The 15,370-nt window shown below is 50.9% G+C and carries 16 protein-coding genes; 6 read left to right on the top strand and 10 right to left on the bottom strand.

Features of this window, described 5'->3' with window-relative positions:
- Positions 1-276: 276 nt before the first annotated feature.
- From ACN1CO_RS15845 to ACN1CO_RS15825, 5 genes are all read right to left on the bottom strand, one after another.
- Positions 277-753: a glutathione peroxidase gene (locus ACN1CO_RS15845; RefSeq protein WP_419139770.1), complete on the bottom strand. Its 477-nt coding sequence runs from the start codon at positions 751-753 to the stop codon at positions 277-279.
- Between the two features lie 168 nt (positions 754-921).
- The gene (locus ACN1CO_RS15840; protein WP_419139769.1) at positions 922-1,944 is read right to left on the bottom strand and encodes an NADP-dependent oxidoreductase; all 1,023 of its coding nucleotides are present in this window, start codon (positions 1,942-1,944) and stop codon (positions 922-924) included.
- Positions 1,945-1,999: 55 nt separating this feature from the next.
- Positions 2,000-2,818 carry an oxidoreductase gene (locus ACN1CO_RS15835; protein WP_419139768.1) on the bottom strand — a complete coding sequence of 273 codons (819 nt, stop codon included), beginning with the start codon at positions 2,816-2,818 and terminating at the stop codon, positions 2,000-2,002.
- A 123-nt stretch (positions 2,819-2,941) separates the two neighbouring features.
- Positions 2,942-3,724, bottom strand: a complete 783-nt coding sequence (locus tag ACN1CO_RS15830; RefSeq protein WP_419139767.1) for an SDR family NAD(P)-dependent oxidoreductase — start codon at positions 3,722-3,724, stop codon at positions 2,942-2,944.
- 75 nt (positions 3,725-3,799) lie between these two features.
- The gene (locus ACN1CO_RS15825; RefSeq protein ID WP_419139766.1) at positions 3,800-4,888 is read right to left on the bottom strand and encodes an alkene reductase; all 1,089 of its coding nucleotides are present in this window, start codon (positions 4,886-4,888) and stop codon (positions 3,800-3,802) included.
- A gap of 128 nt (positions 4,889-5,016) precedes the next feature.
- Between ACN1CO_RS15825 and ACN1CO_RS15820 the strand changes: the two genes are divergently transcribed.
- Entirely contained in the window at positions 5,017-5,565 is a 549-nt protein-coding gene (locus tag ACN1CO_RS15820) for a TetR/AcrR family transcriptional regulator (protein WP_419139989.1), read from the top strand.
- A gap of 179 nt (positions 5,566-5,744) precedes the next feature.
- Here the strand turns inward: ACN1CO_RS15820 and ACN1CO_RS15815 are convergent, their stop codons facing one another.
- Both ACN1CO_RS15815 and ACN1CO_RS15810 read right to left on the bottom strand, forming a co-directional pair.
- The gene (locus ACN1CO_RS15815) at positions 5,745-6,545 is read right to left on the bottom strand and encodes an SDR family oxidoreductase (RefSeq protein ID WP_419139765.1); all 801 of its coding nucleotides are present in this window, start codon (positions 6,543-6,545) and stop codon (positions 5,745-5,747) included.
- Between the two features lie 156 nt (positions 6,546-6,701).
- Positions 6,702-7,328, bottom strand: coding sequence for a LysE family translocator (locus ACN1CO_RS15810; protein WP_419139764.1), 627 nt, complete (start codon positions 7,326-7,328; stop codon positions 6,702-6,704).
- Positions 7,329-7,597: 269 nt separating this feature from the next.
- Here ACN1CO_RS15810 and ACN1CO_RS15805 point away from each other — a divergent pair, with 269 nt between their 5' ends.
- The gene (locus ACN1CO_RS15805; RefSeq protein ID WP_419139763.1) at positions 7,598-8,071 is read left to right on the top strand and encodes an Lrp/AsnC family transcriptional regulator; all 474 of its coding nucleotides are present in this window, start codon (positions 7,598-7,600) and stop codon (positions 8,069-8,071) included.
- 164 nt (positions 8,072-8,235) lie between these two features.
- Here the strand turns inward: ACN1CO_RS15805 and ACN1CO_RS15800 are convergent, their stop codons facing one another.
- Positions 8,236-9,210 (bottom strand): nitrilase family protein, encoded by a 975-nt coding sequence (locus tag ACN1CO_RS15800; protein WP_419139762.1) that lies wholly within the window; start codon positions 9,208-9,210, stop codon positions 8,236-8,238.
- Between the two features lie 100 nt (positions 9,211-9,310).
- Between ACN1CO_RS15800 and ACN1CO_RS15795 the strand changes: the two genes are divergently transcribed.
- Positions 9,311-10,186: a LysR family transcriptional regulator gene (locus ACN1CO_RS15795; RefSeq protein ID WP_419139761.1), complete on the top strand. Its 876-nt coding sequence runs from the start codon at positions 9,311-9,313 to the stop codon at positions 10,184-10,186.
- Positions 10,187-10,420: 234 nt separating this feature from the next.
- Here the strand turns inward: ACN1CO_RS15795 and ACN1CO_RS15790 are convergent, their stop codons facing one another.
- Positions 10,421-10,891 (bottom strand): DUF1203 domain-containing protein, encoded by a 471-nt coding sequence (locus ACN1CO_RS15790; protein ID WP_419139988.1) that lies wholly within the window; start codon positions 10,889-10,891, stop codon positions 10,421-10,423.
- Positions 10,892-11,312: 421 nt separating this feature from the next.
- Here ACN1CO_RS15790 and ACN1CO_RS15785 point away from each other — a divergent pair, with 421 nt between their 5' ends.
- A complete protein-coding gene (locus tag ACN1CO_RS15785; RefSeq protein WP_419139760.1) occupies positions 11,313-12,653 on the top strand; it encodes an MFS transporter in 1,341 nt (446 codons plus the stop codon).
- A gap of 74 nt (positions 12,654-12,727) precedes the next feature.
- On the opposite strand, the gene ACN1CO_RS15780 is transcribed toward ACN1CO_RS15785, so the two are convergent.
- Entirely contained in the window at positions 12,728-13,639 is a 912-nt protein-coding gene (locus ACN1CO_RS15780; RefSeq protein WP_419139759.1) for a LysR family transcriptional regulator, read from the bottom strand.
- Positions 13,640-13,854: 215 nt separating this feature from the next.
- Here ACN1CO_RS15780 and ACN1CO_RS15775 point away from each other — a divergent pair, with 215 nt between their 5' ends.
- Together ACN1CO_RS15775 and ACN1CO_RS15770 are read left to right on the top strand one after the other, a co-directional pair.
- A complete protein-coding gene (locus tag ACN1CO_RS15775) occupies positions 13,855-14,574 on the top strand; it encodes an SDR family oxidoreductase (protein WP_419139758.1) in 720 nt (239 codons plus the stop codon).
- An 81-nt stretch (positions 14,575-14,655) separates the two neighbouring features.
- Entirely contained in the window at positions 14,656-15,195 is a 540-nt protein-coding gene (locus ACN1CO_RS15770; protein WP_419139757.1) for an ester cyclase, read from the top strand.
- Positions 15,196-15,370 lie beyond the last annotated feature (175 nt).

The following is a 15,370-nucleotide window of genomic DNA, read 5'->3' as shown; positions in this document are numbered from 1 at the left end:
CTACAGCCCCGCCAGAGCCCGCGTTGCCGCCATTAAGACAATCGGTGCCAGAAACGCCTTTCCTGCCATTCTGACCATCAGGTGAACCGCTTTATCCATCCAGACCATTCTGGCTTTCGCCGGCAGCAAGTTGTTGGGTGAGGAGAATCTGAGTATTCGCCGATACCGGCAGGCGAAATATCCCGAGCGAAAAGGGCACGAGGGATAATAAATGTCGGATCCTCAACATCGTTAATTCATCCTCCTGGTTGATGGTTACCAGCCAATGTTATGCCGTCAAAGGGCAGCAAGAATGGTTGCTTCCATTTTCTCCGGAGTGGTGGTCGGGGCGAATCGTTTGAGTGGTTTGCCGTCGCGCCCAATCAGGAACTTAGTGAAGTTCCACTTAATACGACTACCCAAAACGCCGGGTAATTCATCTTTCAGGTAATGAAAAATCGGGTGCGTTGAGGTGCCATTGACGTCCACTTTGCCAAACATCGGAAAACTCACTCCGTAGTTGATGTGGCAGGTCTGCGCGATCTCATCGGCTCCGCCGGGTTCCTGCTTACCGAACTGGTTGCAGGGGAAACCCAGCACCACCAACCCCTGATCGGCATACTTTTTGTAGAGTGTTTCAAGGCCTGCGTACTGTGGCGTGAATCCACAATGGCTGGCGGTGTTAACGACCAGCACCACCTTACCAGCGTAGTCGGCCATCGGGACAGGCTGGCCATTCAGGCTGGTGGCCGTGAGTTGATAAAAGGGAGACATGTTGTAATCCTCAGAGCGGAATCTGTATTACGTCAACATTAGCACAGTGCACATGAGGGAGGTGGAACATGGAGAGCAGGTACTGAGTTAGCAGGCCCGGCACCCGGATTTCAGACGTTACCGCCAAGCGTTAATGATTATTTCCGCTTCTGATGTAAACCCCGGCAGTTATTCCTCATGAATTTTAACCACGACCTTACCTTTAGCATGCCCCTGTTGAAGCCACTGAAGAGCATCCTGAGTTTCTGCAAAAGGGAACACCCGATCAATCACCGGCTTGATTTTCCCAGCTTCTATCAATTTGCCAATCTCGCTCAGCTGATTGCCATCAGGACGAACAAAAAGAAAAGAATAATCCAGGCCGCGCTTTTTCGACAATCGCAAAATCCTGCGGCTCATGAGGCCAAATATCATCCGCAGGACGATATTAAGCTGTCTGTTGCGCGCGAAATTAACGTCTAAAGGCCCGGTCAGTGAGACTATTTTTCCACCCGGTTTGAGGATTTCCATGGATTTCTCAATCGAATCCCCCCGAAGCGTGCCGAGGACAAGATCGTAGCCACTCAGCACGTTTTCGAATTCCTGCTTTTTATAGTCAACCACTTTATCTGCGCCCAGCTGACTGACCCACTCCACATTAGCTGAACTGGTCGTCGTCGCGACCTTTGCGCCAAGATGTTTCGCCAGCTGAATCGCCATGCTGCCAATTCCTCCCGAACCTGCCGGAATGAACACCCTCTGCCCTGGCCGTAAACGGGCTCTATCAGTGAAAGCCTGCCAGGCGGTGAGGCTGACCATCGGGAGCGAAGCAGCCTGAACGAAATCCAGATTTTCAGGTTTGAGGGCCGCGAGACTTTCAGGGACCCGTGCAAACTCGGCCAGTGAGCCAATGCCCCGGTCGAAAATGCTGGCGAAAACTTCATCACCCGGACTAAAACGCGTCACCCGACTTCCTGTTGCGATAACCACACCCGCCAGATCACTGCCAAGAGTTGCCGGAAGTTTAAAATGCAAAACCGGTTTGAATATTCCCGTAGGGATCATGTTGTCTATCGGATTCAGACCCACAGCATAAACTTTCACCAGGATTTCATCGGCACCGGGGGAAGGGGAATCCACATTTTCAAACCCCAGCTCAGGTGATTTTCCGTAGCGTTTAAACGTAAAAGCTTTCATCGTCCTGGTTTTCATTTATTCATCCTGTGCAATAACATCCAGACCGTAGCCTGTCGCGCAAATTTCATTTTTAAGGTCTCGTATCAAGCTGAAGGCTATTCCGCACGACTTTATCCAGCAGGGTTGCGGGCGCAAACCGGAGTACGAAATTCAGTTTTGCTGCGAGCGTTCCCGCCGTGTAGCGTATTTTTGGCCGTGCGGACTGGGCAGCTTTAACCACCACCGCAGCGACGACCTCCGGACTTTCCGCTTCAGCCATAGCCTTACCGACCACTTTCTTCAACTTAGCCCGGATAAGTTCATACTCTTCAAGCTTCGCATCCGGTTCGATATTATGGGCTTCAAACTGCGTTTTTATGTATGCCGGCTCAATGACAGAAACCCTGATGCCCTGGGTACGCAGTTCATGATCAAGTGCCCCTGTATACCCCTCGACCGCATGTTTACTGGCCGCATAGAGTGCGACATAGGGCAGTGGCACGACCCCCAGAATTGAACCGATATTAATGATGCGCCCGCTGCCCTGACGACGCATGTGAGGCAGTGCGGCGCGTGTCAGCCTGACGATACCCATGAAATTTGTGTCGAAGATATGCTTCGCCTGTTCGACAGAACTCTCTTCCGCCGCTGCCGGAGCGACGCCAAAGCCTGCATTGTTCACCAGCAGGTCTATTCGACCCTCAAGCTCCATCAATTCGTTAATAGCAGCCTCTACCGAAGCGTCGTCAGTCACATCAAGAGTGAGTAATGGAAAGAGCTGTTTACCCGCCTGTGGACCACGACGGCTGGTGCCATACACTTTATAACCCGCTGCTAAAAGTCTGTTCGCAGAGGCTTCACCAATACCTGAAGATGCGCCGGTCACCAGTGCTACACGTTTTTGGCTCATTCTGAGTACGCTCTTGTAAGTGGGTTCGGATTTCCCTTCAGAGAAGAGACCGCAATAACTGATTAGTCATCGATTTATCTCTCAGCAGAACCCCCTGAGGGCATTCTGCTGAGCAGGTCTTAACTAACGCGTTTTGTATCGCTCAGCGGCCTCTGCCTGTCTGATGTCAGACAACAGACCCTGACGGGAGGCATCAAGCACATCCCAGCGCTCAGCTTTATGTAAAGGCGGAATCGTCACGAGTTCGCGGCGGTCAAAACCCGCCAGAGCAGCGTCAACCAGTTCGCCCACTTCCATCATTTTTGCAGAGTTACTGATATCGATGCCGGCACGATCCCAGATTTCGGTGTAGGTACCCGCGGGGAGCACTGCCTGGACATAAATACCCTTTGATGACAGCTCAACGTTCATTCCCTGCGACAGGAAAAGAACAAAGGCTTTGGTTGCACCGTAAACCGTCATTGCAAATTCCGGGGCGAGTCCGACGATTGAACTGATATTGACGATCGAACCTTCTCCGGCGTCTGCAAAACGAGGAGCCGCAGCGCTGGCCAGTCTCGTCAGGGCAGTGACGTTAAGTGCGATAAGCCGTTCAATGGAATCAGGTGTCTGCTCGGTAAAACTGCCGGACTGAGCGATACCTGCATTATTGATAAGAATGCCTATCCGCGTGTCTTCCCGAAGACGCGCTTCAACGGCGGCTAAATCACTCGCTTGCGTAAGGTCGGCAGGCAGAACATCGACGGAAATACTGTTTTCCTGTCGCAGTCGTGCGGCAAGTGCCTCTAATTTCGTGTTGTCGCGAGCGACCAGAACAAGGTCATGTCCACGACGCGCAAATCGTTCAGCGTACACAGCACCAATACCTGTTGATGCGCCTGTAATGAGGACTGAAGCATTAGTCATGATTTTATCTTCTTCATTTATTGGGTAAAAGTCGGTTTCAGCGACGTAGCGTTAACCGTGAAATCCTGTGATTAATCAGCTGTTACTGCTAAGCGCTGGATAATCGGTGTAGCCCTGCGCACCACCGCCATAAAGTGTTTCGGGATTGAGAGGGGCCAGAGGCGCCCCCGTCTTCAGTCTTTCAACTAAATCGGGGTTAGAAATGAAGGGGCGGCCGAACGCAAACAAATCGGCTTTGTTCTGTGCAAGATGGTCAGACGCCAGCGTCAGGTCATAGCCATTGTTACCGATGTAAGTGTTTTTGAAGCGGCGGCGCAGTGAGGCGTAATCGAACGGTGATGCATCACGGGGCCCCCCTGTCGCGCCCTCAACGACGTGCAGATAGGTGATACCTGAAGCATCAAGTTGCTCTGTCAGGTAATCATATTGTGGCTGCGGATCGCTGCATGAAATCGCATTAGCGGGTGAGACGGGTGAGATGCGAACGCCTGTACGTTCTGCGCCGATCTCATCGGTAACGGCCTCTACGACTTCCAGCAGCAGGCGTGCACGATTCTCTACAGACCCGCCATATTCATCGGTTCGCTGATTGGCACCATCTTTCAGAAACTGCTCCAGCAGGTAGCCATTGGCACCATGTATTTCTACACCATCAAACCCGGCGGCAATCGCATTGGCTGAAGCCTTTCTGAAATCGGCGACAATCACTTTTATCTCGTGCTGCTCAAGCGCTCGGGGTTCTGAAACATCCTCAAAACGGTTGTTTACGAAAGTTTTGGTCTCTGCACGGATGGCTGACGGCGCGCCCGGGGCGGCTCCACCTGGTTGTAAATCGACATGCGAGATTCGACCTGTGTGCCATAACTGGACAAAGATACGCCCGCCTTTGGCATGTACGGCGTCAGTAACGTTACGCCAGCCCTCAATCTGAGCATGGGTGTAGATCCCCGGCGTATCCTGATAACCCTGCGCCTCTGCTGAGATTTGCGTAGCCTCGGTAATCAGCAATCCTGCTGAGGCACGCTGGGCGTAATAGGTCGCAGCCAGTTCACCGGGGACCAGACCTGCTCCGGCACGGTTACGTGTCAGCGGTGCCATCACGATGCGATTCGCCAGCGTTACAGATCCCAGTTCGTAGGGTTGAAATAAGGATTGATTGGTCATGGTTATCTCTCTGTGGATTAGCGGTTCAAAGCAATGAACTAATGATGATGATCGTAATCATTAAAGTCAACTGGTTTGATTATGATCATCATCAATGTATACTTGGGCTCTGTTTCAGGAGGAAAAAAATGAAAGTTTCAAAAGAGCAGGTACGCGAAAACCGGGTGCGGGTCGTTGAAACGGCGTCAGAGCTTTTTCGTGAGCGTGGTTACGATGGGGTAGGTGTCGCTGAACTGATGTCAGCCGCAGGGTTAACGCATGGCGGGTTCTACAAGCATTTTGGGTCGAAAGCGGACTTGTTAGCTGAAGCGATGAGCTGCGGTTTTGCTCAGTCGGCAGAAAAAACCAGAGGTGTGGGTCGGGAAGCATTTATTGAGTACTACCTTTCCCGGCGACATCGCGATGACATGGGAAAGGGGTGCGTGATGTCGGCTCTGGGCACCGATGCAGCCCGGCAGTCTGAATCAATCCGCGAGACGTTTGCGGCCGGAATTGAACGGCAAATTGCCGTCTTAGAATCCGAAAATGTCACGCGTGAAGAGCTGATAAATACCATTGCGCAACTTGTTGGTGCACTGATGCTTTCGCGTGCCTGTCCGGATGGTTCCGGACTTGCTGATGAGATTCTTGAGGTCTGCCGTGCGCGTTTACTCAGTCCGGATGACTCTAAAGATTGAACCGGCACTCTTATCGTTCAACGGGAATAAAACCAGTACGGCACAAAGTGAACTGTCCAGCCTGCTGACTTTTTTTAAGCGCTGCGGGAATGCGTAATCCGGACTTCCCGTTCCGGATACATTTCTGGCATACAGGTTATCAATCAGTCGGCCACCAGGCTGGTACCGTGCCGCATGACTCAGCCGTTGTCGCGGAATCCGGGATAAAGGCTCATTCCGCCATCGATAAACAGCGTGGTGCCGTGAACATAGTCAGATAGATCGCTGGCAAGCCAGACGACAGCATTCGCGACATCTTCAGCCGCGCCGATGCGCCCGTAAGGGATGAGTTTTAACAGCTCTTTGCCTGCTTCACCCGAGGTGTTTTCCTTGTTGATGGCGGTCGCGATAGCGCCTGGTGCCACCGCATTGACACGAATCCGATCTTCGCCCACCTCCTGAGCCAGGCTTTTCATCAGCATATCGACGCCGCCTTTTGACGCCGCATAGTTGACGTGCCCGGCCCACGGAATGAGCTGATGAACTGAGCTCATATGAATAATCTTACCCACCGCTCTGCTGAGATCCGGGCGATGCTCCTGGCTGCGGAACTGACGCAACGCAGCACGCGCGCAGAGGAACTGTCCGGTCAGGTTCACGTCCAGAACGGTATTCCACTCCTCAAGCGTCATCTCGATGGAAGGAGCATCTTTCTGCAGTCCTGAGTTCGCGACCAGGATATCCAGTCTGCCAAATTCAGCGATCGTCTGGTGAAAGAGATTCTCAACGTCCGCCTCTTTCGATACATCTCCCTTCACTGCGATGGCACGGCCACCGTCTGCGCGAATTTTTTCAACCAGCTCTTCGGCTGGTTCCGCCTGGCTGTGGTAGTTGACCACCACACAGGCACCTTCTTTAGCGAGTGCTTCTGCGCAGCCATAGCCGAGACCCGAGCTGGCACCGGTAACCAGCGCAACCTGATTTTTAAGAGAAAAGATCATGAGGCTTCCTTAATTCTGTTAATGATGAGCGTCTTAACCTGGACGAGTGCATAGGCCTGAGTCACTGAATTATAGATGCGAAGTGCAGGGTTGGCTGTGGTTGCGCCTGACAGGCAGGTTCAGGAAGAGTTGATCCTCTGAAGGTAGGAATGAATTTTAAAGCGTCTTCACCACCATCCCAGCCGCGGCCAGCATCATGATGGCTCCGGCTGAACGGAAAAGGAGTCGCTGCGCTTTTGCACTGGTCAGAAGATGACGAATTCTGAGCGCGGCCAGAATAAAAACCGCGCCAACACTCAAAAGCACGACCACGGTAAGCGGAACCAGAATCCATCCCCAAATCTGCAGCGAGACCTTATCCAGAGAGATAACCAGAGGCAGTATCGCCAGATAGAAAGCGATGGTCTTAGGGTTCCCAAGCGTGATGGTCAGCCCTGAAAACCAGGCTGACGCCAGTTCTCGTTTTGTCGCTTTCTGGTCAATATTTATTGCCTGAGGCTGGTGGGACCAGAATTGCCATGCCAGCATGAATAAATAGAGTGAAGCAGCCCAGTTAATCATCGTGAAGACGGAGGTATAGCTATGAGCAATTACTGCCAGACCAAATACCGCAACAGATAGATAAATCAAATCCCCGAGAATAAGGCCAGCCAGCATCGTAAAGCCCGCTACTGCGCCACCACTCACGCTGCGAGCGACTAATGCGGTCATTCCCGGCCCCGGAATTGCGGCGGCTAAACCGAGTGCAGTCATATAAGATATTATCTGGGCAATATCTGACATAGTTTTTCCTTCCATAATATTATTTGAAGATCGAGGGAGTTTAATACTTTAAATAAATGACCTGCTCGTGAGTTATTTAAAATAAGATCGCGATATACATTCAATCTGAATTCAGTTTTCCACTTTTGCTATTCGTAATAACGCTTTGAGAAAGTAAATATATTATGTCGCAATGAGGCAGGAATTTGTTACCTATATCATTTACTCAATACTCATTTTCAGGTAAGAATAACCCTTTAAAGCGGCAATAACGAAAGGAATCTCCCCTTATGGCCCTTAGCCCGACAGATATGAAAATCCTAGAGATTTTACAGGACGATGCTCGCGTCACTAACCAGGTCCTGGCAGAAAAGATAAACCTCTCAGCTTCTCCCTGCTGGCGCAAAGTGCGCAAGCTTGAGGAAGAAGAGGTGATTCAGGGCTATCGTGCTGTTCTTGACCGCAAGAAAATCGGTCTGGGCGTGATGGTTTTCATTCGGGTCGTCATTGACAGTCATAGTGAAGCCGAGGCCAGAAAATTCGAAGAAGAAGTGACTGCGCTGGAGGATGTGGTTGCCTGCTATAGCATCGGTGGCGATGCCGACTTTCTGCTACAGGTTGTCGCGTCGGATCTGGACTCCTATGCTGATTTCGCAATGTCAGTGGTGCGCAGATTGCCAGGCATTAAAGAAATGCAGAGCATGTTTGTGCTGAAAGAAATCAAGCCACTCGTTTCTTATCCTATCAAAAAAATCGCTGAGTAAACTATCGCCGCCGGGAAAGCCAGCGGCTGAAGTTTTAGCTAGAAGTTTTAGCTAATAGTCCGCATGTCAGTCACATCAGCATCAAAAAGAGGCCGGGGTTGTTTACGACGCCGCACCCTGACAATTTTTCTGGCAGAGTGATGCGTCCGGATAGCCGCGACGGGTTAAGGTGTCTCATCAGAAAATCGTGCGCTAATGGCATCGCGTTCATAGCCCTGCGGTTGTGTCAGAATCTGGTATAAATCAGGACGGCGGCCATGGATCCAGCGCCGCCCTGTACTCATTGCAAGCAGACTCAAATCCAGCTCCGCGCTTACCATAAAATCTTCAGCTGCCCAGGTTTCATTAATGATTCGCCCATAAGGATCCAGGATCATTGCATTGCCTGTGCGCACCTCGTCATCATCTGCACCTACGCCATTACTGAAAAGAATAAATAATCCGTTGTCATGTGCACGGGCAGGTAGCCATCGCATCAGCCATTCCCGGCCATTTGGCCCTTTGAACGCAGCAGTAATTTCTTCCTTTCGCGTTTCCCGCTCCGCCCAGAGCGCTAACGGAATGGGTTTCATCGCGTAAGGGCTTCGGGAATCGGTACCGCCTGTCTGATGTGGCGCGAGAAGAATATCTGCACCCAGCAATGCGGTTGCTCGCACGTTCTCCACCAGATTATTGTCCCAGCAAATCAGGATGCCGACTTTCACACCCCAGGGCGTATCAAAAACGGTAAAGCTGTCACCGCTGCTGATTGACGGATGTTCAAAAGCATGGAGCTTGCGATGAGTCTGCATGGATCCATCCGGCATACAGGCAACATAGGCATTGTAGAGGCGGCCATCGTCGGCTCTTTCAATCAAGCCGGCACCAATCAGCATTTGATGTTTTACTGCCAGAGAACGAATGAGTTTCAGGGAAGGACTCCCCACGATCGGTTCTGCGAGAGCAGACACGTCGGCCGAAGAGAGCTTGGGTACATGCCAGTAGCCAGTGATACACATCTCAGGGAAAGTGAGGATCTTCACCTGCTGAATAGCGGCCTGCTCAATAAACTTCTCCATTATTAGCAGATTGTATTTTTTGTTATTTGCCTGGTGCTGAAACTGCACGGTTGCAGCCTTTAAGGATGTGATTTTGCTCATGGGGTATCTCCAGTAGTAAGCGAAACTGGATTACATAACGATTATCGATAACGGTATAATCAAATCATTTCCATTTTCGATAACCTTCTGGAATGCAAAAATGAACATCCGCTTGCTTAAGGCCTTTTTGATACTCGCTGAAAAAGGAAATTATGCCGACGCGGCTCGGGCGCTGTTTATTTCCCAACCAGCATTGACCAAACAGATCAATCTTCTTGAATCCATGGTGGAAATATCACTCTTCACGCGCGGTCGCCATGGCGCAACACTGACTGCCGGTGGCAGACGTTTGCTGCCAGAGGCGGAGAAAGTGGTCAGGCAAACCCGGTTATTTATGCATCATGCAGAGCGGGTATCAAAAGGGATAGAAGGGCATGTAGCCGTTGGGTTCGGTCTCTCAAGCTTTTATCTGGCACCACGCTATATTGCTGAATTTCGTCGTGACCATCCGGGAATAGAGATGTCACTAACGGATCTTCCTTCATTTCAGCAGTACGAGCTTTTGCAGAACGATGAACTTCAGGTCGGTTTTGTCAGAGTGCCGCCACCCGTCGCGCTTGATTACCTGCCGTTGTTTACCGATCGGCTGGTTCTGATTGCACCTGCAACGTCACCCTCCATGCTTGCTGCTGAATGGCTGAAGAAACGGCCTCTGCTGCGGCTCCAAGCTGAGCGAGGACGGGGTCTGAATGCGCAAATCGACCGATTTCTGCATGACAATGGTCTTTTCATCTCATCCACTCAATTAAGCGATGATATACAAACTATTGTTGCGCTGGTCATCGCGGGTATCGGTGTCTCCCTGGTGCCGTACAGTGTTATGCATATTGCGCCGCCGGAACTGGTTATCATTCCTTTAACGGGTGAGTCGTTAAGCTGGGAGGTTGGCATCGCATGGAACGCGAGCCACGAAGATGTTATCCGCGACAATTTTATTGCCAGTATAAGAAAGGGCATGGCTGACGAAAGGGATTAGCGCTGTTGTTTCGGTGGCAGCAGAAGATTTTCCAGGTAATCCTGGCCGGAATGATGGCCAGGTTTGGGGATCTTTTCTTTCCGATCGGCTTCGCACACGAATGCTTCAGAGTAATCAGTAATTCACCAGCCCGCCATTGACGGCGAACTGGCTGCCTGATACTCGCGCAGTGCCGGTCGATGTAAAAATAACTGAGAGATACTTATAACAGGAAAGGCTTTCAGCATTGACTGGTCATTCACAACGCTCTGCACAACAGGAATAGCATCCCCGTTTCGCATTATGTATCTGGATATAACTCACCTGTGGATCGTTAAAAAACTGCGCAATGAGGCTTTCAGCAGATTTCCCCTCAACGATATCCGCCTCTATCATAAAGTGCTTCTCGTCAAAGGCTCGCAGTGACAGAACTCTGCCTTGCATGACTTCCGGTAATTCATTGATGTATATGCCTTGTTGAGTACATCCCTCCCGGATATAAATCGCATGAGTGCCAAAATAGGGTGTGTCTGCAGGCTGATAGATGTGATTGATCAGGAGAGCGTTCTCGCCGACAGGGATATCGCACAATAAAATTCGGTCAGGATAACCAGGATAGCACTCTACCGTTTGTCGTATGGCATTGTGTTTGTTCAGATAGCTTTCGCTCTGTCCAAAAAGATGAGCAAACGGCTCGGCTTTCAGGCCGGAAATTTTGTAGTTCATCATATCCCCTGCGGTTGTCATCGATACACTGTGAGTCATTACGTTATCGAATACACGGAGGCGTCACTCGCCGTTTTCGGTCAGGGGAATGCCGTGGCATGAACCTTAGAAAGTTTCCGTTGATGCATTCTTCAGTCATTTAATCTCAAAAGACGCCCATATCTTCCCACTCATCCCCGTTCTCTCCTCATCCCCTCAGAACAAATTCGCTGAACTCAACCCCGTTAACGACATGCTCGTCACATAAACTAAAACTGCTGAATACTTTTCTGTGACAAATAACACAACCTGATTACATCTTCCGGCGGGGATGAATTTTTATCGTGATAATGGTTTTACTGAGTACATTGATGTTTTACAGAGTACAACAAGACGCTTTGCGTATTGCGCGTAAAGTGATGACAAAATTGTGAGGATCATCATGTCTGAAAAACAGCACATCACGACTTTCTCTGCCGACATTGAGCAGCAGACCGTTAAGAAGGTGGTCTGGCGCATTTTGCCCTTCCTGATTGTTTGTTATCTGATTGCCATTATCGATCGCGGCAACATTGGTATGGCTTCGTTGCAGATGAACGAAGATCTGGGGTTATCGAAAGCGGTATTTGGTTTTGCGAGCAGTCTGTTTTTCGTCGGTTACTTCCTGTTTGAAGTCCCCAGCAATCTCGCCATGCAGAAGATCGGCGCAAAAATCTGGATCTCTCGCATCATGGTGTCATGGGGCATCATCTCGGTCTGTACCGCCTTTGTTGAAAGCGCCAATACACTCTATGTCCTGCGCTTTTTACTGGGTGCCGCTGAGGCAGGATTTTTCCCTGGTGTGATTCTGTATCTGACGTACTGGATCCCCGGCAAATACCGTGCTCGTGTCATTGCAACCTTCATGGTGGCTATCCCGGCAGCGAACTTCATCGGATCGCCGATTTCAGGTCTGATTCTGTCACTGGATGGCTGGTACGGCATGCGCGGCTGGCACTGGTTATTCATCCTGGAAGGCATTCCGGCGGTGATTCTGGGGATTGCAGCGTTCTTTTTACTGAGCAATCGGCCCTCTAATGCCAGCTGGTTGAATGAGGAACAAAAAGCGTGGCTGAACAGTACGCTTGAAGCTGAAAATGCGAAGAAGAAAGCGATTGGTCATATCTCTCTCTGGCAGTTACTGCGTCACAAACATATCTGGGTAATGGCGTTGATTTATGCGGGCGCGTCTGCGGCTGGCTCAACGCTGAGCGTCTGGTCTCCGCAGCTGCTTAAATCGTTCGGTCTGGATAATCTGACAACCGGTTTAGTGAATGCGATTCCTTATGGTCTGGCATCGATTCTGATGATTGTCTGGGGCAGAAGTTCTGATCGTAGCGGCGAGCGTCGCTGGCACACCGCGTTAACGCTGTTCCTGATTGCGGGTGGTCTGCTTTCGGCCTTTATCACTAACAGTCTGACCGGCAGCATTGTCATTCTGTCGCTGGTATTGATCGGTGCCTACTCCATGAAAGGGCCATTCTGGGCGCTGGCATCGGGATGGATGTCATCCACTACGGCGGCCGCAGGTCTGGCGGCTATCGGCGCGATGGCGAACCTGATCGGTGGAGGATTGATGGTTAACGTTTACGGCATCATTAATCAGGCGACCGGCAGCCATACGCTGGCTATGATCCCTCTGGCTGTCCTGTGTGGTGTCGGAGGTATCGCGGTGCTGGTGATGGGGCGTAAAAAAGAGTTAAGCATCGAAGTAGAAAATAACGCTTCGGCAGTCAGTAAGTAATGTCATCTCACCTGCAGACGCGGATTAGCGCGTCCGCAGGTGAACTCCCCGAACCCTTTAAATCAACCTGAGCACTAATCTTTATTCAGCCAGCCAATGAAAAACTCGCTGAATGCTGAAACCTGTAACGGTTGAAACTTGCGTTGTGGATAAACAAACTGCAGCCCGACGTTTTTCCTGTCGAAGCGGCTAAACCCGATAAAGCTCTCTTTAAACAGAACCTTCAGCTTTCCATGCTCAACATCCCTTTTGACATCCCACCACGATTTACAGGCGATACCCGCTCCGGCCAGTACCCACTGACGCAGCAGCGCGCCGTCATCACACGTCATTGCCGGGCTCACGCGGATGCTTTTACTGACGCCATTCTCCTCAAACCGCCACTCGTTCATGACTACGCCGTGAGCCTCCAGAGCAAGGCAGCGATGAGCGAGAAGACTGTCTGGCGTGTCAGGCATTCCGGCAGACCTGAGATAGTCATCTGATGCGACCAGTACTCTGTGGTTAGGCGCAATATTTCTGACTACGAGGCTGCTGTCCGGCAGGTTGCCGAAGCGAATGCTCATGTCGAGCCGGTTGGCAACCAGGTCCTCGACGCGCTCACCCAGATAAACCGATGCACTGACATCCGGATGAGCCCGTGAAAAGTCCAGCAGAGCAGGGCTGAGATACTGTCTTCCAAAGTCGGAGGGAGCTGAAATACGGATGTTTCCGCCGATCACACCTTCTTTCTGCGTCAGAAGGGATTCCGCATGTTTAGCCTCATTCAGGACGCGAAGGGCAGCATGGTAAAACTCTTCACCTGCCTTTGTGAGCGTCAGGGAACGTGTCGAGCGATAAAACAGCCGGGTCTTATAACGCTCTTCAATGGCTTTCAGTCTGGCTGTCATCGAAGCCGGTGAAAGTGAAAGCCTCCTCCCGGCCGCGGAGAGACCTCCCGTTTCAGCCACTTCGACAACCAGCGCCATATCTTCCAGCTTGCCCATTATTCACCTTTCCTGAAAAGTCATTATTGCTTCTCTGCCATTATCAATAAAAGCCAGTGTCGGTAAAGTTCTCTCACTGAAACCTTTCAAGAGGTCTTTATGAAAAGTGCGTCACTTTTCGAAGGTAAATGCCCGACGACCCCGACGCGCTCTTTGTCAGAACTGAAGTCGGTTTTACCCACTATCACAGCCTGTGACATCCATGAGGAGTAGCTATGAGCACTAAAACGTTAATTATCGGGGGAGCTTCTGGCATTGGTTTTGCGGTTGCCCGTTCGCTGGCCGAACGTGGCGGTGAACTGATTATTGCGGGCCGCAACGGTGAGAAGCTTGAATCTGCACGCGAGTCTCTGTGTGCAACGCGTGCTGTCATTACGACGCAGGTACTGGACGTCAGTAATGAATCAGAAGTCATCAGGCTGAGTGAAACGCTCGGCGAAATTAACCATATTGTGTTCACAGCGGGATCGCAGGCACCGGGTGGACCGCTTTCACAGATAGATCTCAGCGCCGCCAGACAGGCGTTTGATACTAAGTTCTGGGGCTCCATGCATGTTGCGCGGCACCTGAGCGCAAACATCCTACCCGCAGGGACACTGACATTGACCAGCGGTTTTCTGGCCCGTCGGCCCGTGGCAGGCGCCATTGTGAAGACTACGATGAATGCCGCCATAGAGTCTGCCGCCAAAGTGCTCGCAAAAGAGTTGTCTCCGCTGCGCGTGAATGTGGTGAGTCCTGGCCTCACTGATACAGAAGCACATGCAGGTATGGCCGAAGCGGCACGCGAAAAAATGCTTCATAGCGCGGCTGAAAACCTGCCGGTAAAAACATACGGCAGGGCAGAAGACATCGCCAAAGGCTATCTGTTCGTGATTGATAACGCATTCGTTACGGGTGCCGTCATTGATATCGAGGGCGGGGCACTCATCAGCTGATACCGCACATCCGGAAGGATTTCCCGGCCAGCAGACGGAAATCTTTCTCCACCCATGGCTCTGAATGATCAGGTAACGCTTATGACCAAAAAAATGTTTTATTCATTACTGGCGGGTCTTGTGCTGATGAGTGCATCCAGCGCGGCTTTTTCTTCTCAGGAGACTCTGGTAAAGCCCGATAAGCTGATCGCTGACTCCGGACTGTCAGCGGCGCGGGTGTCAGAAAGCGAAAACGCCGCGAGGCGTTATGCCACATTCTGGAATACAGGTGATGAAAATTTCGCCCGGCAGTCGCTGGCGAATGACTTCATAGATAAAACACCGCCTGAAGGTCGTAAACAAGGCCTGAAAGGTGCATTAATGGCCTCGCGTACTTTTCGCAGCGCAATACCCGATTTAAGCTGTGAAGTTGAGCAGATGATTGTTGCGGGAGACAGAGTGGTTTCGCATCTCCACTTTCGCGGACACTTCACTGGAACATTTGATCAGCTGAAAGGCAAAGGTCAGAAAGTTGATTTTCTTGCCACCGATATTTATCAGATTAAAGCAGGTCAGATCCAGGCTAACTGGCATATAGAAGACAACCTGACTCTCATGAAACAGCTGGGGCGTTACGAGTAATTACAGCCCTTGATCCATACCCATGGCTGCGTCCTGCAATTGCATGAAAAGAAGGGAAAGACTTATAAAGTGGCGCAACAATGTATCGATGCTGGCGTCGGGCAAGCACCCGCAATAAATGAGGAGATGAACATCTCAGTGGTGAACGAAAATAAGTTTTTATTAAAGAAGGATA

The sequence above is a fragment of the Pantoea sp. R13S299 genome, from assembly GCF_048515925.1.
GTDB lineage: Bacteria > Pseudomonadota > Gammaproteobacteria > Enterobacterales > Enterobacteriaceae > Pantoea.
The sequence above is the reverse complement of the archived record's forward strand: the minus strand, read 5'-3'. Positions and strand labels throughout refer to the sequence as shown.